Origin of the sequence: Shewanella sp. SR44-4 (assembly GCF_014163715.1) — a bacterium.
GTDB lineage: Bacteria > Pseudomonadota > Gammaproteobacteria > Enterobacterales > Shewanellaceae > Shewanella.
Genome location: NZ_JACJDU010000018.1, coordinates 18504 through 41394, shown reverse-complemented (window position 1 = coordinate 41394; position 22891 = coordinate 18504). Strand labels below are relative to the sequence as shown.

20 protein-coding genes are annotated in these 22891 nt (G+C 43.0%); 4 read left to right on the top strand and 16 right to left on the bottom strand.

The genetic code is table 11. The features are described from left to right. Positions 1 to 113: 113 nt before the first annotated feature. The 3 genes from H5125_RS10635 to hldE all read right to left on the bottom strand — a co-directional run bounded on the left by H5125_RS10635 (position 114) and on the right by hldE (position 3229). A complete protein-coding gene (locus H5125_RS10635; protein WP_162022321.1) occupies positions 114 to 581 on the bottom strand; it encodes a TetR/AcrR family transcriptional regulator in 468 nt (155 codons plus the stop codon). Between the two features lie 227 nt (positions 582 to 808). Beyond that, a complete protein-coding gene (locus H5125_RS10630; RefSeq protein WP_259395435.1) occupies positions 809 to 1795 on the bottom strand; it encodes a hypothetical protein in 987 nt (328 codons plus the stop codon). A 3-nt stretch (positions 1796 to 1798) separates the two neighbouring features. Beyond that, positions 1799 to 3229, bottom strand: a complete 1431-nt coding sequence (gene hldE, locus H5125_RS10625) for a bifunctional D-glycero-beta-D-manno-heptose-7-phosphate kinase/D-glycero-beta-D-manno-heptose 1-phosphate adenylyltransferase HldE (protein WP_101086086.1) — start codon at positions 3227 to 3229, stop codon at positions 1799 to 1801. A 105-nt stretch (positions 3230 to 3334) separates the two neighbouring features. Between hldE and lpxL the strand changes: the two genes are divergently transcribed. Then, the gene (lpxL, locus tag H5125_RS10620; protein WP_182744227.1) at positions 3335 to 4261 is read left to right on the top strand and encodes an LpxL/LpxP family Kdo(2)-lipid IV(A) lauroyl/palmitoleoyl acyltransferase; all 927 of its coding nucleotides are present in this window, start codon (positions 3335 to 3337) and stop codon (positions 4259 to 4261) included. 161 nt (positions 4262 to 4422) lie between these two features. Here lpxL and H5125_RS10615 read toward each other — a convergent pair whose 3' ends face one another. Together H5125_RS10615 and H5125_RS10610 are read right to left on the bottom strand one after the other, a co-directional pair. Further along, positions 4423 to 4797, bottom strand: coding sequence for a hypothetical protein (locus tag H5125_RS10615; protein WP_101086088.1), 375 nt, complete (start codon positions 4795 to 4797; stop codon positions 4423 to 4425). A 146-nt stretch (positions 4798 to 4943) separates the two neighbouring features. After that, complete coding sequence (locus H5125_RS10610; RefSeq protein ID WP_174839626.1) at positions 4944 to 5615, bottom strand: nitroreductase family protein; 672 nt, start codon at positions 5613 to 5615, stop codon at positions 4944 to 4946. Between the two features lie 223 nt (positions 5616 to 5838). On the opposite strand from H5125_RS10610, the gene H5125_RS10605 reads away from it, so the two are divergent. Then, complete coding sequence (locus H5125_RS10605; RefSeq protein WP_101086090.1) at positions 5839 to 6519, top strand: hypothetical protein; 681 nt, start codon at positions 5839 to 5841, stop codon at positions 6517 to 6519. A gap of 233 nt (positions 6520 to 6752) precedes the next feature. Continuing rightward, entirely contained in the window at positions 6753 to 6926 is a 174-nt protein-coding gene (locus H5125_RS10600; protein WP_101086091.1) for a helix-turn-helix domain-containing protein, read from the top strand. 177 nt (positions 6927 to 7103) lie between these two features. Here H5125_RS10600 and nqrF read toward each other — a convergent pair whose 3' ends face one another. The 9 genes from nqrF to H5125_RS10555 all read right to left on the bottom strand — a co-directional run bounded on the left by nqrF (position 7104) and on the right by H5125_RS10555 (position 18241). Then, positions 7104 to 8321 carry an NADH:ubiquinone reductase (Na(+)-transporting) subunit F gene (gene nqrF, locus H5125_RS10595; RefSeq protein ID WP_101086092.1) on the bottom strand — a complete coding sequence of 406 codons (1218 nt, stop codon included), beginning with the start codon at positions 8319 to 8321 and terminating at the stop codon, positions 7104 to 7106. 24 nt (positions 8322 to 8345) lie between these two features. Next, the gene (gene nqrE, locus H5125_RS10590) at positions 8346 to 8954 is read right to left on the bottom strand and encodes an NADH:ubiquinone reductase (Na(+)-transporting) subunit E (RefSeq protein WP_101086093.1); all 609 of its coding nucleotides are present in this window, start codon (positions 8952 to 8954) and stop codon (positions 8346 to 8348) included. Positions 8955 to 8963: 9 nt separating this feature from the next. Continuing rightward, positions 8964 to 9584 carry an NADH:ubiquinone reductase (Na(+)-transporting) subunit D gene (locus tag H5125_RS10585; protein WP_101086094.1) on the bottom strand — a complete coding sequence of 207 codons (621 nt, stop codon included), beginning with the start codon at positions 9582 to 9584 and terminating at the stop codon, positions 8964 to 8966. Beyond that, entirely contained in the window at positions 9585 to 10352 is a 768-nt protein-coding gene (locus tag H5125_RS10580) for a Na(+)-translocating NADH-quinone reductase subunit C (protein WP_182744226.1), read from the bottom strand. Continuing rightward, entirely contained in the window at positions 10342 to 11556 is a 1215-nt protein-coding gene (locus H5125_RS10575; protein WP_101086096.1) for an NADH:ubiquinone reductase (Na(+)-transporting) subunit B, read from the bottom strand. The genes H5125_RS10580 and H5125_RS10575 overlap by 11 nt, the downstream gene beginning before the upstream one ends. Beyond that, a complete protein-coding gene (locus H5125_RS10570) occupies positions 11556 to 12935 on the bottom strand; it encodes a Na(+)-translocating NADH-quinone reductase subunit A (protein WP_101086097.1) in 1380 nt (459 codons plus the stop codon). The genes H5125_RS10575 and H5125_RS10570 overlap by 1 nt, the downstream gene beginning before the upstream one ends. A gap of 378 nt (positions 12936 to 13313) precedes the next feature. Then, positions 13314 to 15011 (bottom strand): heme ABC transporter ATP-binding protein/permease CydC, encoded by a 1698-nt coding sequence (cydC, locus tag H5125_RS10565; protein WP_182744250.1) that lies wholly within the window; start codon positions 15009 to 15011, stop codon positions 13314 to 13316. 35 nt (positions 15012 to 15046) lie between these two features. Beyond that, positions 15047 to 16849, bottom strand: coding sequence for a heme ABC transporter permease/ATP-binding protein CydD (gene cydD, locus H5125_RS10560; protein WP_182744225.1), 1803 nt, complete (start codon positions 16847 to 16849; stop codon positions 15047 to 15049). Between the two features lie 333 nt (positions 16850 to 17182). Next, positions 17183 to 18241, bottom strand: coding sequence for a DUF3626 domain-containing protein (locus H5125_RS10555; RefSeq protein WP_101086099.1), 1059 nt, complete (start codon positions 18239 to 18241; stop codon positions 17183 to 17185). A 336-nt stretch (positions 18242 to 18577) separates the two neighbouring features. Between H5125_RS10555 and H5125_RS10550 the strand changes: the two genes are divergently transcribed. After that, complete coding sequence (locus tag H5125_RS10550; protein ID WP_182744224.1) at positions 18578 to 20011, top strand: DEAD/DEAH box helicase; 1434 nt, start codon at positions 18578 to 18580, stop codon at positions 20009 to 20011. Positions 20012 to 20160: 149 nt separating this feature from the next. Here H5125_RS10550 and dbpA read toward each other — a convergent pair whose 3' ends face one another. Together dbpA and H5125_RS10540 are read right to left on the bottom strand one after the other, a co-directional pair. Next, complete coding sequence (gene dbpA, locus H5125_RS10545) at positions 20161 to 21564, bottom strand: ATP-dependent RNA helicase DbpA (protein WP_182744223.1); 1404 nt, start codon at positions 21562 to 21564, stop codon at positions 20161 to 20163. A 325-nt stretch (positions 21565 to 21889) separates the two neighbouring features. Further along, on the bottom strand, positions 21890 to 22756 hold the full coding sequence (locus H5125_RS10540) for a pirin family protein (protein WP_182744222.1): 867 nt from the start codon (positions 22754 to 22756) through the stop codon (positions 21890 to 21892). Positions 22757 to 22891: the final 135 nt, after the last annotated feature.

Sequence of the window (22891 nt, the reverse complement as noted above, 5' to 3'; positions counted from 1 at the left end):
ATAATGTCAATTTTAATACCGATTTGTTACTTACAGGGTAAAACTTAAATAGCCAAAATTTTTAGTGCTTACAACAAATTGGTACATGTAACAAACTCGTGAAATTTGATCAGTTACTTTGGCACGTCTTGTAATAATGCCAAGGCACTATTACCGATAAGTTGCTCAACACATTTACGCCCAGCATCAGCAAAATGACTAACCGCAGCCTCGATGACAATATTAAGCGATTTGAGTATTTTCATGCTTTCGTCACTACTGCCACATAAACTAAAAAACAGTTGTAATACTGCTTTACGTTCAGGTTGTTTCATAACTTCAGCCCATGATTGCTCTAGTGCCGATATTGAAGAAAAATCTAATCCTTCAATAAAAAACTGTCCGATACGCTGATCTAAACGCACTAAAAATTCTGTTTTACGCGGAAAGTGATGACTGATACCCGTTCGGCTGACTCCAGTGGCGGCAGACAGCGTGGTATAAGACATCGCCTCAAAACCAATCGTGAGGATTTGTTTAAAGGCTTCATCTAAAATTTGGTTAACGGTTAACTCAGTTTCAACTCGTGAACGCTTGGCCATAAACTTGGTCTCTCTAATTATTTTGGTGCCAGAGCTTACCAGACCAAACTAGAAAATTCTGCTAAGAATTAGCAAATTTACAACATTTTTAACCGTACAATATCCAGAAAGACAGGATAAAACAGAACATTATCGCGATAACTATTTATTTACCCTTTAAAATCAAAGGTTATAAAAAATCACCATTTAATGAGCAGTAAGAAGTGATAAAAACACGTAACAAAAATTTACATATTATTTTCGGTTAAGAATTGATTCTTCAGCCAACGTTGTGTTTCAGCCTTACCCATTAACCTTTCTAATGTCGGCGACAACACTTGAATTAGCTCCGATTGACGCCAAAACATGTACCCTGGCAAAGATTGAACCGCACTAAAAGTACGCTGCACTAAGCTAGAAAATTCTCCCATGTCACGCGGCGACCACGTCGGCATTAATGGATAAACTGCGGATAAAAAATCCTCATAGTGAGTAAAATGCTGCAATTGTTGGGCATTATAATGATTGAGCACAATTTGAAGTTGAGGCGCGCTCCAATGCGACAAATTACCACTGTCGTTGATAAGGGCCAGGTTTCGGCGATGAAATTGTTGCCACGCTAAATCGAGCTGCTGATAATGCTGCGCAATACGCCATAACAGATACAAATCCGCTAGCCACTCATGCTGATACTCAGTTAAAGATGAGGGTAAAATACTGCCTTGTAATGCAATGTTATATAAATGGCCTATTTCATGCCACAAGGTTAATTGTATTTGGTTGGCTAATGGCAACTGATAAGTTTTTAAACCAATTGCACCACTCTGTTCAGCCATATTATTAGCAGGATTGACAACAATAACCCCTGCTATTGTGCGATGTTCAGCAACCAGCACCATCGCACTTTTACGCCCAACGGCGCGGCGAATATTGGCAACAGAAAAAGCGGTTTGTTGTTGTAATGAAGCAGGGAGTAACGCAATACACCTTACCAGTGAAGATAAAGAACATACTAGCGCTTGTTTGGTTGCTATTGGGATAAAATAAGCTTGGCGAATGTCATCACTCGCCAAACCATTTTCAACCATAACTGTTGTGGTTTTTAGTTGATTTGTGGTCATAGATTGAGGCGTAATAAGCTGGCCGGCATTAACAAAGTGACCAACCAATAACGGCGCGCAAGCAACGCTACAGCTTAATAACTTGAGTAATGACCGTTGCCAGTATCTAAGCATCAACTATTTTTGTGACATAATATTTTGAATAATAGCGGTAGTGGATACACCATCTTCAAATCCAAGCACTTCAACCTTGCCACCTGCAGCCATCACTTCAGCACCACCAGCAATATCTTCCACTTTGTAATCGCCGCCTTTGACTAAAGAATCTGGCAATAATCGCGTAATAATACGTTGTGGGGTGTCTTCAGTGAAAGGGACTACCCAGTCTACCGATGCTAGACCCGCTAAAACTGCCATACGGCGATCAACAGGATTAACCGGACGTCCAGGGCCTTTTAAGCGCGTCACCGAGCTATCATCATTTACAGCAACAATAAGGCGATCACCTAAGGCTTTAGCTTGCTGTAAATAGCTCACATGGCCAGCATGTAAAATATCAAAACAACCGTTGGTCATGACAATGCGCTCACCGCGTAAACGGGCCTGATCCATTGCATAAGCTAATTGATCTTCTGTCATTACCCCAAAACCAGACTCGCCATGGTTAAGGGCTAATGCTTGAATCAGCTCAATGCGGCTAACCGTTGAAGTGCCAAGTTTACCTACAACCACGCCCGCGGCGGTATTGGCTATCGCACAAGCTTGCGCTAACGAAGCACCGGCAGCAATTGAGGTCGCCAAAGCAGAAATCACCGTATCACCTGCTCCCGTAACATCGTGAACTTCACGTGCAACCGTTGGAATGTGCAGTTCGGGTTGGCTTTGCGACACTAACGTCATGCCCTTTTCTGAACGGGTCACTAAAATGGCGTCAAAGTCGTGCAACTTAATCAGTTTCTGTGCTTTTTCGATTAAATCATCTTCGCTGGTTACCGTACCGACAACCGCTTCAAATTCGCTCATGTTTGGCGTGATTAATGAAGCTCCGTGATAACGAGCAAAATCATGCCCTTTCGGATCAACTAATACCTTTACCCCTTTGGCTCGTGCTTTAGCAATAAAGTCCTTAGGTTCATCAATGGCGCCTTTGGCATAATCAGACAATACCAATACATCGACATTGTCTAAAATGGCTTCGCTTTGCGCGAATAATGCTTGGCTAGTCGCTTTATCAAATTGCTCTTCAAAATCTAAGCGGATTAACTGTTGATTACGCGACAATACTCGTAATTTAGTAATTGTCGGCTTGTCTGCTACCGTTAACCATTGCGGTTCTACCCCAAACACTTTTACCCCTTGGGTTAATGCTTGTGCGGTTTCATCTTGGCCGACTATGCCCGCTAACTGGACATGTCCACCTAATGTTGCAATGTTTAATGCCACGTTGGCGGCGCCGCCGGGTCTATCTTCAATTTGATTAATTTTAACAACAGGTACAGGGGCTTCGGGTGAAATGCGTCCCGTAGGGCCTACCCAATAGCGATCTAACATCACATCGCCAATCACTAAAACGCGCGCATTTTCAAAAGCTGGGAGAGAAACCTTCATAGTGTATTCGCTGTCTTGTAAAAATTTAACCGTGATTGTACCTAATTTTCATCTAAATATGAGTTAGAATAACAAATAATTTTTTGTGAACTAGACGAGTTGTCCGTGGTCGAGAAAGCCGAATTTTCTTCTGATTTATATCATCCTAAACATTGGCCTATATGGTTTGGCGTCGGTTTGATGCGTTTAACCTTACTATTACCTCTGTCTTGGCAAATGAAAATTGGCCGTGGCATTGGTCGATTAGTCATGAAAGTTGCGAGCGGAAGAACCCATACCGCTAAGCGTAATATCAATTTATGCTTTCCTGAGATGAGTGATGCAGACAAGCAACAACTGCTTGAGCGTACTTTTGAAGAAACCGGTAAAGCGGTATTTGACACCATTAACGCATGGTGGTGGTCAAACGAGCGCGTGCAACAGCACATGACCATTAAAGGCACTGAGCATGTTAGTCAGAGTTTAGACAATGGCAAAGGGGTGATTTTATTTGCGGTACATTGTTTACCACTTGAAATGGGCGCGCGTATATTTGGCCAGTTTGCCCCGGGAATTGGCGTGTATCGTCCCCATAACAATCCGGTGATGGAATACTTACAAGTCAAAGGTCGCTTACGTTCAAACAAAGGCTTAGTGCCTAAGCGTGATGTGCGCCAGATGATCCGCAGTCTGCGCAGTCCTGATGTCATTTGGTATACCGCCGATCAAGATTTTGGCCGTTCAAGCGCGGTGTTTATTCCCTTTTTTGGCGTGCCAGACGCTGCCACCATTACTGGCGCAACCTCACTGGCAAGATTAGGTAAAGCCAATGTAGTGCCTTTTTTTGTTGAACGTAATAGCGATGACAAAGGCTACACCCTTGAAATAATGCCGCCTTTAGAGAATTTTCCTGGCGACAATGAAACAGACGACGCCATTAGTGGTAACCAGATTGTAGAACAACTGATTAGCCGTAACAAAGCTCAATACATGTGGCTTCATCGTCGTTTTAAAACCCGTCCCACTGAAGACACTCCATCGTTATATGACTGATTTAAGTTAAACGCGTCGGGGTATATAAATGATGACTGTTGCTACCAACTAATAGCTACTGATGAGCAATACATAATTAACCCGCTATAGCAGTATTAAAGCCATAGCGGGTTAGTTATGTATTCAGAAAAATGTAAAAATCGAGACAAAAAAAGAGGCTATTAAGTTTTCTTATGAGTAAATTCAAACTCTTGCGAAATATTGACCGCCTTAAATCCTGATGGGTCCGCCATCAAGGTTTTCGCCATAAAATCGGCTGCCATCCCAAAAGGCTTTTCATTAACTTGGCGATTAAACTCAATACCTTCGCCCGTTTGGCTGATTAAATATTGATAAGCCAAACGGTTACACTCAATCACCCAATCAGCGGTTTCGCCAGCGGCTTCAGTTCTTGGCAAGCAACTTAACCCAATAGCGTTATCATTGTGTGTTATCGATAATTCGACTAAGTGGCCTAATTGAGCATCATCAGCTTCTGCTAGCATGGAGACAATCCCGCCTAGAGAGCAAACCAACAACGAACTTAACAATTTCATATTAACTCCTTTTAATACGTATCTAACGACGATCATTGAGATCAATAATATTCTTACCAACAATCATTTTACAAGCAGTCATTTTACAAGCAGCCGTTTTACAAGCTGTCGTTTTGTAAATACAGCTAGACTAACAGTGAACAGCATTAAATAAAATCACAAATCTCCGCAAGCGACTTTTTCTCAATAGCATGCTGTGGAATGGTCGCTCCATCGGCCGGGTATCCCGCTATAATAAGCATATACGGACGCTCATTATCATTGTCGCGCCCACACACTTTACTTAAAAAACTCATCGGTTTTGGCGTATGCGTTAATGTGCCAAGACCTGCATGATGCAATGCTTGAATTAAAAAACCGGTCGCAATCCCCACAGACTCATGCACATAATAATTACTTTTCTGTTCACCCGATTCTTCAGTACGTTTTTTGCTAAACACTGCAATCAGCCAAGGCGCGTGTTCTAAATACGGTTTATCAGCATTAGTGCCTAAAGGTTTTAATGCATCTAACCATTCTTCACCGGCGCGACCTGCATAAAATGCTTGCTCTAACGCCTCAGCTTGTTGACGAATTTGCGCTTTTATCTGTGGGCTATTTATCGCCACAAAATGCCATGGTTGATGGTTAGCACCATTGGGCGCCGTGCCCGCCGCCAATATGCACTGCTCAATAATGGCTTGGGGTACCGCGCGATCAGAGAATGCCCGTATTGAATGACGTCGCTTAACTTGCTGGTAATTATCTTGTGCCCGCTTGAGCATTTCATCTGGAGAATATTCAATAAAATCTGTTAGTGGCAAATGCGCTTGGCTCATAATCCATCCTAATTGTTGTTCTTATGATTGCTATTCTTATGATTGTTATTCTTATGATGGTTATATTTTTATAAAGTGAACACTCATTTTCAATAACCGGTAGTTTTTGTAGTAGTCCTAAGCTAACAAACAGGATAATAATTGCTATTAAAATATTCTTATTGAAACCATTAAGGCGACAGATTAGAGTCTAGCGAGTCGGTTTAGCTTTCTAAAGGATTATATGATTGCAGCAATAATAGGTGCGACGGGTTTAGTGGGGAATACCTTACTTACTCGCATCATTGAAAGTGAACATTATAGTAAAGTATTGGTTATTGGCCGTTCGGCACCTAATTTGGTCGAACATCAATTTGGGGCTGAGAAAGTGCAATTTATTTGCTGCCAACTGGACGAAGTACATGAGCTGGCATTGGCAGAAAAAGTTGATCATGCGTTTTGCTGTTTAGGCACCACAATCAAACAAGCGGGCAGCGAAGAAGCTTTTAATCAAGTCGATAAATTAGCCGTATTGGCTTTCGCTAAACTTATCCAAGTTCAAGAAAATCCTTCACTTAAATTTATGGTGGTGACCGCATTGGGCGCGGATGCTAAATCAACCGTGTTTTATAATCGAGTCAAAGGCGAAGTAGAGCAAGCCCTTAAGGCACTATCTTTACCGGTACTCAATATTTTTCAACCGAGCTTATTATTAGGACCACGAGATAATGGTCGTTTTATGGAAGATATTGGCCAAAGCCTTTTTGGTGGTTTATCGTTTCTATTTATCGGTCCGCTGCGTAAATATCAGCCCATTAATGCGCACACGGTAGCGGAGTCGATGTACCAAGTGGCTTTGAAGCCTCAAGTCGCTCCCACGCATCAAATTATCACTAATGCCATGATGCATCGCTGTCATTATTAATACCAATCGTATTAGTGATCTGCTCATGCTGTGGGAATTCAAATGACGTTAATCAAGTCGAAGACTTGAAGGCATAGTCATTTTACGTCAAAAGGCTTCAACGCAGAATAATGTGATTGGTTTGATACTAAGCTCGACAAAAACACGCGAATATGACAAGTTAATGCACATGTGATGTTTAATACTAACAAGGCAACACGAGTAACTATAACCATAACGTAAGGAGAACGAGAATGAGTGATGATAACGATTTATCTTTAAATGAAGTCTGTGAAATACTCGACAAAAGCCCTACTACGATTAAGCGTTATGCTCGCGAAAATTTACTGTTCACTGAACAAAACGGTAATGTGCTAAGTTTCAACAAAGCCGAAGTAATGCGTTATCTGGCGTTTTCTGAACGTTAATATCGACTTAACTCCTATTTGCTAAAAAATCCCCAAACCGTCAATGACAGTATGGGGATTTTTTATTGATACGATCAGTTCATATTCTTATTTACAGCTTCTAAGCTACGCTTGGACGAGTAAATATGAATGACCGAACATGGGCTAGCAAACATAAACCCAACGCTCAACACAGCATTAGTCACCAAAATCATCTAGCAAGATGTTTTCAGACTCGACACCTAAGCTTTCTAGCATGGCTATCACTGACGCGTTCATGATTGGAGGACCACACATATAAAACTCACAGTCTTCTGGCGCTTTATGTTGTTTCAAGTAATTCTCATACAGCACGTTATGAATAAAGCCGGTATAACCCGTCCAATTATCTTCAGATAATGGATCAGACAAAGCAACATGCCAAACAAAGTTGTCATTTTCGGCGGCTAGTTGATCAAAATCTTGCTGATAGAACACTTCACGAGTTGAGCGAGCACCATACCAAAAGCTCATTTTACGTTTGGTTTTAACACTTTTTAATTGGTTAAATATGTGCGATCGCATCGGTGCCATACCCGCACCACCACCAACAAACACCATTTCAGCATCGGTTTCTTTGACAAAAAACTCACCAAAGGGACCAGAAATCGTTACCTTATCACCGGCTTTTAAATTAAAAATATATGACGACATTTTGCCTGGTGGTAAACCGGCTTTAGGCGGCGTTGCAATACGTACATTTAGCATAATCGTCCCCTTTTCATCAGGGTAGTTTGCCATTGAATAAGCACGTAATACGTCTTCATCAACGGTAGACACTAAATCGAACAAACCGTATTTAACCCAGTCACCACGATACTCTTCAGGAATATCAAAATCGGCATAACGTACTTCATGCGCAGGCGCTTCAATTTGAATGTAACCACCAGCTTTAAATAATACATCTTCACCGTCGGGGATTTTTAATAACAGCTCTTTAATAAACGTCGCTTGGTTATTATTTGAAACAACCTCACATTGCCATTTTTTAACCCCAAAAATTTCTTCATCAATCTCAAGTTCCATGTCGGTTCTCACCGTCACTTGGCACGCTAAACGACAGCCTTCTTTGGCTTCTTTTTTCGAAATATGATCAAGTTCGGTCGCTAAAATATCACCGCCACCGGCTTTTACTTTTACGCGACATTGGCCACATGTTCCACCACCGCCACACGCTGATGGTATAAAAATATGTTGTCCAGACAGTGCGCCCAATAATTTATCACCCGCAGGGGTTTGCACGCTTTTGCTGGCGTCACCATTAATACTAATAGTGATATCATTGGTGTTCACTAACTTACGTTTGGCAGCTAAAATCACCACCACTAGCAAACTTACCACTATGGTAAACATGCCAATACCTATTGCCATTTCCATTAAATAACCCTTCTCTTCAATGCGTTATAACGTAATGCCCGCAAATGACATAAAGCCCAGAGCCATTAAGCCGGTGGTAATAAAGGTAATCCCAATGCCTTGTAACCCATCAGGAATAGCATGAAACTTCATCCGCTCACGCAATCCCGCTAATAACACAATGGCCATCGCCCACCCCACACCAGAACCCGCAGCAAAAACCACTGACTCAGTAAAGTTATAGTCACGGTTAGCCATAAAGATAACCCCAGCAAAAATGGCACAATTCACCGTTAATAGCGGTAAGAAGATCCCTAATGACTGATATAAGGTCGGAATATAACGGTCTAAAAACATTTCTAAGATTTGCACTAATGCAGCAATGACCCCAATAAAGGTAATCAACTGTAAATAGCTTAAATTCAACTCAGGAAACCCAGCCCAAGCTAATGCGCCTGGCGCTAAGATATTAACGTAGATAATTTGGTTTAATGGCACAGCCAGCATCATGACCACAATCACCGCAATGCCTAAACCAAATGCAGTAGAGACCTTTTTCGACACGGCTAAAAAGGTGCACATACCCAAGAAAAATGACAGCGCCATGTTGTCGATAAACGCCGCTTGGATAAATAAATTAATATAGTGTTCCATGCTGTTTCCTTATCCGCGCTTACGCTGAATGATTTTAATGACCCAAATCATCACGCCAATTAAAAAGAACGCACTGGGTGGTAAAGTGAACATTTCATTTGCAAGATACCAACCGCCATTTTCAACAGTGGTAAATATGTTGTGACCAAACAAACTGCCACGCCCCAGTAGCTCACGAATAAACGCTACGCCCATTAAAATTAAGCCATAACCCAAGGCATTGCCTAAGGCATCAAATACGGCTAAATGAGGCGGATGTTTCATCGCAAAGGCTTCAGCTCGGCCCATAATGATACAGTTAGTGATGATCAAACTAACAAACACAGACAACTGTTTTGACAATTCATACGCCACGTCTTGTAGCACCATATCGACAATAATCACCAACGAGGCAATCACCGTCATTTGCGCAATAATCCGCACACTATTAGGAATAAAATTGCGGATACTTGAGATTATCAAGTTAGAAAATACCAACACAAAGGTCACAGCAAGTGTCATGACGAATGCAGTTTGCATCGAATTACTGACCGCTAAAGCCGAACACACACCTAATACCTGTATTGCCACAGGGTTATTAGCCATAATTGGCGATGTTAGGATCTCACGAGTTGAAATAGCACGACTCATTTACTTACCCTCCGCAGCTAACGTGTGTAGATAGGTTTGGTATCCTTCTACGCCAAACCAAAACTCGACTAAGCGCTGAATACCGACACCGGAACGAGTAGCCCCACTTACGCCATCAATACCGTGAATGTCACCATCTTTGGCGCCGCCCTTAACCACTTTAATGGCAATATTACCTTTGGCATCAAATAGCGTTTTGCCTTGCCACAAGGCTAACCATTGTGGGTCAGTAATAAAGTCAGCAATACCTGGGGTTTCGCCATGTTCATAAAACACGATATTTTCGATAGTGTTTAAGTCTGGTTTTATCGCCATGTAACCGTAAATAATCGACCATAAACCTTTGCCATAGATCGGCATAACAATGCTGGCAAGTTGGCCATTGGTGTCATACACCTCAAAAATACGAATGTCGGTCGCCATGGTTTTAATTTTAGCGATATCTTTTTTCGGTTTGGTCGAGGTTTCAGGATTGATCGATGCCATGCGCTCATCAAAATCAAGTAGATTGGCTTTTTCAGTCACCTTGCCTGTCGCCAAGTTAACCATCTCAGGCTTCACTCGTTGAGCAAATAACTCACTAAAGTCACCTTGGCTGATGTCGATGTCCGCAGCCTTTAACACAAACTGCTGCACTTCTTCGCGCTTTTTAGCCAACTTACGTTCTTTTAAAATCTCCACGGTACCGGTGATCATAAATGAGCACACTAGGCTTAAAATGATGATAAAAATCATTGTTCCAGCGACGCTATCTTTCTTAAAGGCCATGACGTTTTAGTCTCCGTTTAATATTGGCGCGTGCGACTAAGTAGTCGAATAACGGTGCCCATAAATTAGCAAACAAAATAGCCAACATAATGCCCTCTGGCATTTTGGCATTCAGTAAACGAATAATAATGGTCATAAAACCAATCATAAAACCAAAGGCAAATTTAGCCTTGCGGGTATATGACGCCGTTACCGGATCGGTGGCCATAAACATCATCCCCAGTGCAAAACCACCAGTGACTAAATGCCATGTCCACGGCATTGCCGACATAGGATTTCTGCTAGAACCAAAGTAGTTAAACAACAAAACGGTTATGATCATTCCTAGCATCACGCCGGCTACCACACGCCAATCAGCTACGCGGGTTAGGAGTAAAATACCACCACCGATAAGGATGGCTAAGGTACTGGTTTCACCCACTGCACCTGGGGTAAAACCTAAAAAGGCATCCCACCAAGTGCTGTCGCTTAATACGCTGAACCAACTCACATCAATAAAACTTAATTTTTTAGCCACGGTAAGAGTTAACGTCGTTGCACCAGAAAAGCCATCAACCGCCACAAACTGGCTTAATGACACCACTTCTGTTGGGTATGCAAAATAAATAAACGCATAACCCGCCAGTGCAGGGTTTAAAAAGTTGTAACCCATACCACCAAACATCTCTTTGGCCACGACCACACCAAAGCTAAGACCCAAAGCCACAATCCATAACGGCGTAGAGATAGGTAATATGAGTGAGAATAATAACGCGGTGATAAAGAAGCCTTCGTGCAGTTCTTGGTGGCGTACTTTGGCAAACACCACTTCCCACACCAAACTGACCACCAACGCAGTTAAGTAAAATGGCACATAAAAACTGGCACCATAGGCGAACAAACTGATTAAACCTGCGCTTTGCGTAAGTGGGCCAAACAGTAAGTCATAAAAGGCAAGTTGCCATACATCCGGCTGTGTTGCCCCGGCAATAATGGCTATTTGAGCCTGCAGGCCAATGTTGTACATGCCCAATAACATTGCAGGAAATAAGCACATGCCCACAATATGCATGGTGCGCTTAACATCAATCGCATCACGAATATGCACATCACCTTTGGTGCTACGACCATTGGCTATCCACAACGAACGTAAATAGCTGCGCATCGAGTTGCCATGAGCGTAATAGCTGTCTTGTTTGCTAGGCTTTTTCTGTTGCTGACTCATTAACCTTCCCTCTCGATAATATCTAGGCAAGCACGAAGTTCTTTACCAAAGTCATACTTTCCTGGGCACACAAAAGTGCACAACGCTAAATCTTCTTCATCTAGCTCTAATGCGCCGAGCAGTTGTGCCTCATCGGTATCTCGCACCACTAAATCACGTACTAACAAGATGGGTAAAATATCAAGCGGCATAACGCGCGCCAGTTGGCCAAACGCCATCATGGCTCGTGGAGAACCACCAGCAGTAGTGGTGAAATCGAACAGTTTTTTGGTGCGACTAAAACCTGACATCATGATGCCGGTAAGTGAAAATTTACTGCTGTCATGACGCACCCAAGGCAACAACTCTTGACGTTCATTTTCAGTCAATACGCTAATTTGATTATGGAATCGACCTAGGTAATCGTACACATCAGCAGCGGTATGGCCTGACAATAATGACCCAGACACAATGCGCGACTGTCGCTGGTCAATTTCACCATTTACCCATTCGCTTAACTTTGCGCCTAACTGGGTACGTACTAAACGCGGCTTTAATACATTAGGCCCCCCTAGCGCGACGATGCGATCAGTATACAGTTCACCGGTTAAAAACAGTTTGCCGAAGGCAATCACGTCTTGGTAACCCACATGCCACACCTGGCGTTCAATACTGGCTGGTAACAGGTAATGAATGTGAGTGCCGACTAATCCTGCTGGGTGCACGCCGTTAAAGCGTTGCACACTGACTTGCGATAAGTCGTACTCGCTGCTGGCATCAGCCAATAACGAAACGCCATCGTCTTGGCATAAATACACTTTTTCGGTGGTCAAAAACGTTAGGGCAAATAATCCGGCTTGGAAAGCTTGTGGTTGAGTGGCAATAATGACACGCGGATCGGGCGCGAGAGGATTTGTGTCAATAGCAGTAACAAATATCCCTGCAGGACTGACATCTAATTGGGGAACTCGAGAAAAAGGACGCGTACGCAGCGCTGTCCATAAGCCACTGCGGACTAAACCGTCTTTAACGGCTTGATGTGATAACGCATGAATATCCACTGATTGGAGAATAATGGCAGGCTCTTGCGTGGCATCACAATCAATCACTACCGACTGCAGTACCCTACGTTCTCCGCGATTAATCGCGCAAACAACTCCGCTGGCTGGCGCAGTAAATAACACGCCAGGGGTTTTCTTGTCCTCAAACAGCACTTGGCCTTTGGCGACATGATCACCCACTTCAACCGACATTGTAGGCTTTAAGCCAACGTATTCTTCACCAATTAACGCCACTTGGGTCGTTTTAGGTGCGCCATCTATTTGCTGCAGTGGTTCTCCAGCAATCGGGATATCAAGTCCGCGCTTAATAGTTATTACTGGATTGGTAACACCAGCCATCACATTCACCATCTAAAAATATTCGATAGCTTATGTTATATGTTTGCAACTACTAATATAGTAACTAAGATCACACTCCGAGCGAGGACTGTAATTTTGGAACATAACCGAATGCCAGATTTGTGAAGCAGGTCAATTTATGGTCTCGAGATAAAACTATTTATGTAATTTATGTGTCAAAAGGGTTGTTACATTCCGGCAGTATTAGCGGTACATGTTATAACCAATAATCCATAAAAAACCCACGACTAGATTGATTAATATCTACAAATTAGGCTTGATTACTCCGCACCAAAAACAGCCATAACGTATGTTCTATCGCGCTAGGCTAAGAGTTTAATCCGCTAATGGCTTATTTTAATCCGCTAATGGCTTATTTTAATCCGCTATCTGTTGAATTAGTCGACCTTGTTGAAAAAGGTACACGCAATCCATTTGTTCTAACGCAGTCAAACGATGACTAATCATTAACAGGGTTTTATGCTCCGCAAAATCGAGCAACACGTTAAGGATTTCACGCTCGGTACGTTTATCTAATCCTTCCGTAGGTTCATCAAGCAGTAACAAAGGAGCGTCACGCAATAATGCCCTAGCGACTCCGATTCTGCGCTGCTCACCACCCGATAATTGCCGACCGCCCTCGCCTATCCAACAATCTAATGGTTTATCGCCCTGCAACAAGGTTTGTAAACCAACGCGCTGTAATACCTCTATAAAACGAGGATCATGAGCTTTTTGGGTTTCGCTTTGCACAAAGGGCAACGCCAAGGCTAAATTGTCACGTAAGGTACCAGAAAACAGATAAACTCGCTGACTCACCACGGTCATCGCAGCACGAAGATTGGCATCGCTGTAGGCACTTAAGGGCTCGCCATCAAGCGAAATAGACCCTTGTTGCGGCGCCCAATCACGAGTAAGCAGCCCCAACAAGCTGGATTTACCACAACCTGTGGGACCTAAAATAGCCACTTTTTCACCGGCTTTAAGAGTCAAATCTACACCTTGTAACACCGGTGAATGGCTGTGATAACCAAAGTGAACACCACTGAGCTGCAAGGCGCCGTGTTTTGCTTGCAAGTGACTGTTAGCATTAAATTTAACACTCGGTGTTTGTTCGGTTATTTCGGTCACCCGCCGCGCAGCAAGTACTGTGCTAGATAAATGTTGAAATGCACCGGCTATTGGCATCATCATTTCAAGACTGGCCATGGTGGCAAACACCATTAAGGCCATTAACGGCCCCGGAGGCGAGGCATCTCCAACGCTTTGACCTGCTAAATACAACATAAACACCACCGCACAGCCATTGATTAGTATCAATAAGGCTTGGCTCAGCCCAGTAATATTAGCCATGGTGGTTTGCTGACTAAATAAAGCCCGCTGTGCTTGTTCCAGTTGCGCTAAATAACGCTTATTAGCGCCAAATAAACTTAATTCGGCTTGCCCCTGAATAACATCAAGCAACTCAACTCGATACTGCCTTTGCGCTTGCATCAATGCTTGCCCAGGAGACTTACCTAAGTAATAAAATACTAACGGTAAAATAAACCAAGCCGCTAATAATAATGCACATAAACTCAAGGCTAAATGGTTATCAAACCACCCGAGAAACACCAACAATACCCCAATCATCATCAAAGATGCGGCCATTGGCGTGAGTAAGCGTAAGTAGAGATGATCTAACGTATCAATGTCGGCAACTAAACGATTGAGTAAGTCGCCTCTGCGCAGACCTTGTAAGTTAGCAGCACTCAACGGCAGCAACTTATTCCATGCCCAAACACGCAGTTGAGTCAGCAATTTAAAGGTTGCTTCATGCGTTGCTAAGCGCTCGCCGTAACGACTTGCCGTTCTGGCGATGGAGAAAAATCGAACGCCTCCTGCTGGAGTAAAAAAGTTGAACGTTTGGGCCGTCACCACGGCTAAGCCTGCTACCGCACTGGCAGATAAGAACCAGCCAGATAAAGACAACAGACCAATACCGGTGAGTAACGTGGTAAACGTAAGCAATAAACCGACTAACATCATCAGCCACTGGCGGCGGAACAAAGCAACAAACGGCCGTAGCACCTGAATAATATTACGCGGCGCGGCATCAACGGGTTGCGACATCAGCTCACCTCCTGTTGTTGATTCTGTTGTTGATTCTGTTGTTGATTGAGCATTTGTGCTAATAATCCATCAGCCTGCTGTAAATCATTTACATGACCGTGTTGTACCACCATTCCGTTATCCATCACCAATATGTAATTCATGTTGTGTAGATCATCTAATTTATGGGTAACAGTTAATGCTGTTGTCGACTGCATCGCGCGGTGCAACGAGGCCAGCACTGACTGCTCGCTTTGGGCATCTAAGCTGGCAGTGGGTTCATCTAATAAAAACAATTTAGCGGGTTGTGCCAACGCACGTGCTAATGCAAAACGCTGGGCCTGGCCCACTGACACTCCTGCACTTTGGTCGCTTATGACTAAATCGAGGCCTAATGGTTGCTGCTTTACAAACTCACTGATATCAGCTTGTTCTAGCAACGTCATAATTTGTTCATCGTTTAATTGCGGATTGGCCAATGCAACATTTTCTCTCACCGTGCCATGAAACAATTGCGGATCTTGCCCTAACCAAGCCAAATGTTGCCGCCACTGAGCCACATTAAGTTGTGACAACTCCTGACCATTAATCAGTAACGATCCCTGATAAGGCAAAAAACCCAGCAACGCATTAAGCAAGCTGGTTTTACCCGCACCACTTGGGCCCACAATAGCCCAGTGTTCACCTGCGGGTAATGTAAATGATATTGGCCCAGCTAAACGCTGACCATCTAAACTAAACACTTCAACCCCAATCGCTTGAATGTCTATGCTGTCGGCTGTGAACGCCATATCTGGTGATGCTGAATGGATTTTAGCAGGGGTATTAACGTGATAATCAAGTAGCTCAACCAACGCTTCTGCAGCGCCTATCGCTTGAGCTTTGGCGTGATAATGAGTGCCTAAGTCTCGCAGGGGTTGATAAAATTCTGGCGCTAAAATCAACACGAACATGCCAGTAAACAAACTTACCTGTACGCCATAGTGACCAAAATCTAAATGGCCTAAGTAACTAAAGCCAAAGTACACCGCCAACACGGCAATCGATACCGCGGCAAAGAACTCTAATACCGCGGAACTAAGAAAGGCTAAGCGTAATACCGACATCGTCCGGGCACGAAAATCTTCCGAAGCATGTTCAATGTTAACTAACTCGGCTTCACCGCGATTAAACAGCTTTAACGTTTGCAGGCCTTTTAGGCGATCCATAAAATGACCGCTTAAACGTGATAACGCCTGCATATTTTTACGATTAGCATCTGCGGCGCCCATACCCACTAAAATCATAAATAGCGGAATCAATGGTGCCGTGGCCATCAAAATGATCCCAGCGGCCCAATTAAGCGGAAACACACAGGCTAATATAAGCAAAGGAATAAACCCTGCCAGCATCATCTGCGGTAGGTATTTAGCATAATAGTCATGCAAATCTTCAACTTGCTCAAATACTAAGGTTGCCCATGACCCAGCAGGTTTGCCTTTAATAAATACCGGCCCTAATGCGACTAATTTATTGAGCACCGCTTGGCGTATGTCGGTGCGTAAACGTTTGCCCGCCTCAAAGCTTATCCGTTCACGCACCTGCGCTAACAATGCTCGGGTGAATAGCAAACCAATAAGGGCAAAAAATTGAATGTTTAATGTGGCGGGAACAAGGTTATCAATAATGACACCCTGTAAAATCTGAGCAATAAAATAGGCCTGTGCCACCATGGCAATGCCATTTAGCACACCACATAGCACCGATAGTTTGAGGAAAATACCACAAGAAGATTGTTGGCTTTTAAGCCATTTGGCTAATGACTTTTCTAACGACTTGTCCATGAAGCTCCGGCAGAGTTATCGATGACCACTTTAATCACGCAGTATCGCAGTCCTGGCATCGAGTTGACACCTAAAACAGTGTAAATGTTATCTGATTCACATTTTGCTAATAAAGCCTTATTTAAAGATTAAATTTAACCACTATCAGCTTGAAATTTATCAAATTCAATAAAGTGCATCTTTTTACAAATAGAATGGTTAATCACAAACAACATCACAGTGTTAAACACAGTCTTTAACACAAACACGTTGAGCGACAAAACCAAGCTAATTTGCAAAAAGAACCAAAGGGGAAGCAATGCGAGTAAAACAATTTATTGTTGGTAATAACATTTATTGACCAGTACTCTCCCCGTATTTTACCAATACGTGCCAGAGTAACTTTAAGTCTTGTCGTTTTTTAGAATGTGCACCACGCTCACTCCATGAAGCCGGTTGTTTTTGCAATTGATACGCCGCACGGCCAATAATCTCAGCATTAATCAACTCATTTTCAGCAAGGCTTTGCGCCAAAATAGGCATCGCAGCACCACGAAAATCATCGGGTATTTGTGCCACATTAATCTGCCGCCCTTGATGCCAATGCAACTCAATTCCATACTCATGACACAAGGCGACTAATGAATCGCCAATGGCAGTGCCTACATATGACGGATCTGCCACTAATATGGCAATATCTTGATCCAGCGACACATCGCCGTGAATTTGGGCTTCAATATAATGATCTAAATTACCGCTAGGGGCCACATCGAAACGGCTACTGATGTCATCGGTTAAATGCTGACTAAAATGTTCAATCAACTTACTCGGTTTAAGCCCAGAAATACCCAAAGCATATTGACGCTCAAAGCTCTCACTGAGTAATGCCGCTAAAATCGCATCAAAACACTTTATAGTACCCTTTTCTTTGGGCAACCGATAAGAGTCCATGTAACTAAAGGTACATCGAGACAATATTTGAGGATGAGTCACTAAATAACAACTGCCAAAGCGAGGCGCCGGGCCTAATGGGCACAAACCAAAATCTAACGCACCATATTTAGGCCGATGCTTAATCCCAGAATAGCTGTGACCAAATAATTGGTTTTCCCAATGGTCGCGAGAACCGCCTAATTCTGGTGATAAATGACCATTAGAGACATGGGTTTCAAACTGGCTTTTATACACCCCATCACGCAATAAACCATCAACGACAGTGAGGCCTCGATTATCAATTTGATCGGGATGAAAATGCAACGCGACTCGGCTATGTTGAGCGAGCTCGCGCATAGCAAGTTGAAGAGATAAGGTTGAAATATTAGACATTAACAGCACATTTTTGATCACGGCATGAGCATGATCTCGCAGCTCATACGCCATTTTCTCAATATGTATTTGTGCCGTTAATTTCATCAGTTAGAGACACCTTAAGTTAAGTAACCTCAGCTAAGTCGCTGAATATTTAGATAGAAAACGAGTTACCATTTTATTGTATGCAATAAGTCGACTTTTAGCACTGATTCTGGTCTTAAGATTAACACGATTTCATTAAATCGCTGTATTTGGCAATCATAAGCGAGACATTTTCACCATCAAATAGTCCATTATTAATTATGATTTCAGAGTATATATCGTTGCCCACACAGGGATTTGATAGCACTCAAAGAGGTTTTCAGGTAAGCTTCACGGCCGCCGTTACTGGCTACCTTTTATTCAAAGCAACAATGCGTTGCCCAAAGAGATTTTTCTATGAGTTTTTCCTCACTTGGTCTGAATACTGCTATTTTAAAAGCGGTTGAAAAACAAGGTTATGACACCCCCTCTCCAATTCAAGCACAAGCAATTCCAGCTGTTTTAGCCGGTCAAGATGTAATGGCAGCAGCACAAACAGGGACAGGAAAAACAGCTGGTTTTACCTTACCAATTTTAGAATTATTATCTAAAGGTGAACGAGCGCAACGTGGTCAAGTCCGTGCGCTAGTATTAACACCAACACGCGAACTTGCCGCGCAAGTACAAGAAAGCGTCGCTACTTACGGCATCAACTTACCGTTAAAATCAGCCGTAGTCTTTGGTGGCGTGTCCATCGTGCCACAATTAGCTGCGCTCAGAAATGGTGTCGACATTCTGGTCGCAACGCCAGGCCGTTTACTCGACTTATGTCAGCAAAAAGCCATTAGCTTTAACAAATTAGAAATTCTAGTGTTAGACGAAGCAGACCGCATGCTAGACATGGGCTTTATTCGCGACATTAAAAAAGTATTAGCATTATTACCCGCTAAGCGTCAAAACTTGATGTTTTCAGCAACATTCTCGAATGAAATTCGTGAACTTGCTAAAGGCCTGGTTAACAATCCGGTAGAGATTTCAGTTACGCCGCGTAACGCAACAGCAAACACTGTGACCCAATGTGTGTATCCAGTGGATAAAACCCGTAAATCAATGGCGCTAATCGAACTGATTAAAACCAATGATTGGAAACAGGTGTTAGTGTTTTCTCGTACCAAACATGGTGCTAACCGTTTAGCGAAAAGCCTAGAAGCTGCTGGCATAAAAGCCGCAGCCATTCATGGCAATAAAAGCCAAACAGCACGCACTAAAGCATTGGCAGACTTTAAAGCCGGTGCAGTACAAGTTATGGTCGCAACAGATATTGCCGCGCGTGGCATCGACATCGATCAACTGCCATTTGTGGTTAACTTTGACTTACCTAACGTACCTGAAGATTATGTACATCGTATTGGCCGTACCGGCCGTGCAGGTTCAACAGGTCAAGCTGTATCATTAGTGGGTCTTGAAGAAGTTAAATTACTGCATGATATCGAGCGTTTAATCAATCGTGTTATTGAGCGTAAGCAACTTGCTGGTTTTGAAGCACCATTCACTATCCCTGAAGCGAGTAGCAGATCTGGCGGTAATAGCGCTAAAAAGCCAAACCCGAATCGCAGTAAACATGCTCAACAGCATGCAAATGATGGCGCTCAAGGTGATAAACCAGCGCGTAAACCTGACTCTCGCCAACCATCACGCAGTCACGATAAGCCTGCAGATCCTAAAGCGGAAGCTAGAGCGAATGGTAATAAACCACCACAGCGTAATCGTCCACCACGTCGCAGTGGTACTGCACCAGTAGTGTCAGCCAATAGCAATAATCCTTATGCCAACGCTAAAGTTAAAAGCTAACTTGCGATAGAGCATAAAAAAGCCGGTGAACATTGTTCAGCGGCTTTTTTATTATTCAGGCATAACCCAATCGACTAACTATCAATCAACTGCGAATAAATCAACTGCAAATCAATCAACTGCAACCCTACAGGCTGCAAAAGGCTCAGTTACATGAACCACGCACGATAGCTACGGCCTTTTAACTTACCTTTACTGATGATATTCATCGCTTGTTTAGACACATTGCTTTTTACGGCAAAGTAAGCGCGAAAATCAGTCACTTTAATTTTGCCAATATCGTTAAAATCTAAACCATTGCCACCCGTTAATGCACCAACAATGTCACCAGGACGGATTTTTTGCTTTTTACCCGCCTCAATCTGAATCGTGATCATTTCAGCAGCTAGTGGTTGCTTGTTGAGCGCACTCATTGGCGGTAAAGGCTCACTGACGACATCTTTGCTCATGGCTTCTTCAATCATCGCCATTTTGTAACCGTCTTCTTCACCAAAGAAAGTATATGCGGCTCCAGAACTGCCAGCACGGCCAGTACGGCCGATACGGTGAATATGCACTTCAGTATCGTAAGCAATATGATAGTTAAATACTGCGTCTAACTCATCAATATCCAAACCACGTGCAGCTACGTCGGTAGCAACTAAAATACGCGCACTACGGTTAGCAAACTGCAATAACATTTGATCGCGATCGCGCTGCTCTAAATCGCCATGTAATGCTAGTACGCTAAAGCCAAACTCATGTAATGAGTCAGCCACTTGTTGGGTTTCACGCTTGGTATTACAAAACACGACTGCGCTTCCAGGCTGCTTATCTAATAACAATAAACGCAATGCCTCAAGACGGCCCTGGTTATCTTCAATACGATAAAAGTGCTGATCGATAGTGAGGTTATCGTGTTTAGCTTCAACTTTAACCATTACCGGTTTATACAGAATTTGATCGGCAATCGCTTGGATTTGATCTGGGAACGTGGCACTAAACAGCAATGTTTGACGTTCACGAGGGGCCGCGGCAATGATTTGGTCAATGTGCTGTTGGAAGCCCATTTCTAACATGCGATCGGCTTCATCTAAAATCAGCATGTTCATGTTACTTAAATCTAAACGGTTGCGATCTAAATGATCAACAATACGACCCGGTGTACCGACAATAATGTGTGCTCCGTGTTCCAATGAGCCAACTTGTGGCCCCATAGGTACGCCGCCACATAGCGTTAGTACTTTAACGTTATGGATACCACGGGCCAAGGTACGAATGTCTTTCGCTACTTGGTCGGCTAACTCACGCGTTGGACAAAGCACCATGGTTTGGATGCGAAAACGTTTTACATCCAGTTTATTAAGCAATCCTAAACCAAAGGCAGCTGTTTTACCTGAACCAGTCATCGCTTGGCCGATAACATCTTCACCGGCCAAAATAGGCGGTAAGCTCTCAGCTTGGATCTGAGTCATCGATTCAAAACCCATAGTTTGGAGGTTTTCAAGCAATTCAGGTTTTAATTTAAGTGATGCAAAAGCCGTGTTAACGACTTGTTCTGTAGACTGACTCAAGGCAAATATCCTCTGATATCGAAAGGTAAAAAGCAGGCAAAAGCTGCAAAAAAATATACCAATACCATTACATAAATGAGCCAATAACGCGCAAAATTATCATTAAACAGCGGAACAAAATTAGCATATACAATGATGTTATATGAAAAATGCTTACCGCTATTTGCGAACGATTTATCTTGCCAGAAGGAACAGATAATAAATAAGATTGGTGTGAGCAAAGGTCTTAAAACAAACCTAAGCCAGATGTCAGCTATTGTAGCAATTTTATTCGCAGTTCGCTGACAAATATTTATCGATAATTCAGCTTATTTTGAGGGTAATGCTAGGTAATTTGGCCAAAGTGGCCTTGCTGATAATCACGAACAGCTTGCTCTATCTCAGCCTGGGTATTCATCACAAACGGCCCCATGTGGACAATTTTTTCGTTAATCGGCTTGCCCGCTAATATTAACAACCCAGCACCTGTGGCCTCGGTTTGAAAATGACAGACTTCAAGCGCATTTAAAACTAAAAACTGCCCTGCTCCTGCAGTTTCTCGCAAACCTTGTGCATCAATATAGTTAAGCTCGCCTTGATACACATAAGCGCACACCGTTTGGTGCTCTGCAAGATTCAGCGTGCAGTGACCATATTCAGTTAACGTTAAATCAGCAATTGCCCCATGGCCAGCTAACCCCTGAAGAGTTGAAGTAATCTTATGTGGCTCATGATTAAAACCCCAACTCCCCGCCAAGGCAACAAGCGTTGCGCCGTGTTCGTTATTTATACGGGGATTAGTCTGTTTGCTGCTGTCTTGATAAATCGGCGGACGCATTTTGTGTTTTGCTGGCATATTGATCCAAATTTGAAACCCATGCAGCCCTTCTTTGGCATCTGCTAATGGCATTTCAGAATGCAGCACGCCACTGCCAGTACTCATCCACTGCACATCTCCGGCACGAATAGGTTTAACATTGCCCATTTGATCGCGATGTTCAAAGCCGCCTTTACGAATATAAGTAAAGGTTTCTACACCTCTATGTGGATGCGGCGGAAAACCACCAATAAAATCTTGTTCATCATCAGACTTAATCTCATCGATCATTAAATATGGATCAAAACGAAGCTTAACAAAGTCGGCAATACGATTAATGTTTACACCATCACCGTCCATTGCGGGCAAAGCGCTAAAACGCTGTAATACTTTCATGAAAACCTCGGTGATGAAAAATAACTATTTAATCATAGCAGGCTGTTAACTGAATAAATATTGCATAATAGTGTGATTTTCTTTCGATAAAATAGACCAATTAACAGGGATGGTGTCTTTTGCTCAAGCAAGATA

Bases quoted from the DNA above. Each gene is read 5' to 3' on its own strand.
- H5125_RS10635 (WP_162022321.1), bottom strand. From the start codon at position 581: ATGGCCAAGCGTTCACGAGTTGAAACTGAGTTAACCGTTAACCAAATT.
- H5125_RS10630 (WP_259395435.1), bottom strand. From the start codon at position 1,795: ATGCTTAGATACTGGCAACGGTCATTACTCAAGTTATTAAGCTGTAGC.
- hldE (WP_101086086.1), bottom strand. From the start codon at position 3,229: ATGAAGGTTTCTCTCCCAGCTTTTGAAAATGCGCGCGTTTTAGTGATT.
- H5125_RS10615 (WP_101086088.1), bottom strand. From the start codon at position 4,797: ATGAAATTGTTAAGTTCGTTGTTGGTTTGCTCTCTAGGCGGGATTGTC.
- H5125_RS10610 (WP_174839626.1), bottom strand. From the start codon at position 5,615: ATGAGCCAAGCGCATTTGCCACTAACAGATTTTATTGAATATTCTCCA.
- H5125_RS10605 (WP_101086090.1), top strand. From the start codon at position 5,839: ATGATTGCAGCAATAATAGGTGCGACGGGTTTAGTGGGGAATACCTTA.
- H5125_RS10600 (WP_101086091.1), top strand. From the start codon at position 6,753: ATGAGTGATGATAACGATTTATCTTTAAATGAAGTCTGTGAAATACTC.
- nqrF (WP_101086092.1), bottom strand. From the start codon at position 8,321: ATGGAAATGGCAATAGGTATTGGCATGTTTACCATAGTGGTAAGTTTG.
- nqrE (WP_101086093.1), bottom strand. From the start codon at position 8,954: ATGGAACACTATATTAATTTATTTATCCAAGCGGCGTTTATCGACAAC.
- H5125_RS10585 (WP_101086094.1), bottom strand. From the start codon at position 9,584: ATGAGTCGTGCTATTTCAACTCGTGAGATCCTAACATCGCCAATTATG.
- H5125_RS10580 (WP_182744226.1), bottom strand. From the start codon at position 10,352: ATGGCCTTTAAGAAAGATAGCGTCGCTGGAACAATGATTTTTATCATC.
- H5125_RS10575 (WP_101086096.1), bottom strand. From the start codon at position 11,556: ATGAGTCAGCAACAGAAAAAGCCTAGCAAACAAGACAGCTATTACGCT.
- H5125_RS10570 (WP_101086097.1), bottom strand. From the start codon at position 12,935: ATGGCTGGTGTTACCAATCCAGTAATAACTATTAAGCGCGGACTTGAT.
- cydD (WP_182744225.1), bottom strand. From the start codon at position 16,849: ATGGACAAGTCGTTAGAAAAGTCATTAGCCAAATGGCTTAAAAGCCAA.
- H5125_RS10555 (WP_101086099.1), bottom strand. From the start codon at position 18,241: ATGAAATTAACGGCACAAATACATATTGAGAAAATGGCGTATGAGCTG.
- H5125_RS10550 (WP_182744224.1), top strand. From the start codon at position 18,578: ATGAGTTTTTCCTCACTTGGTCTGAATACTGCTATTTTAAAAGCGGTT.
- H5125_RS10540 (WP_182744222.1), bottom strand. From the start codon at position 22,756: ATGAAAGTATTACAGCGTTTTAGCGCTTTGCCCGCAATGGACGGTGAT.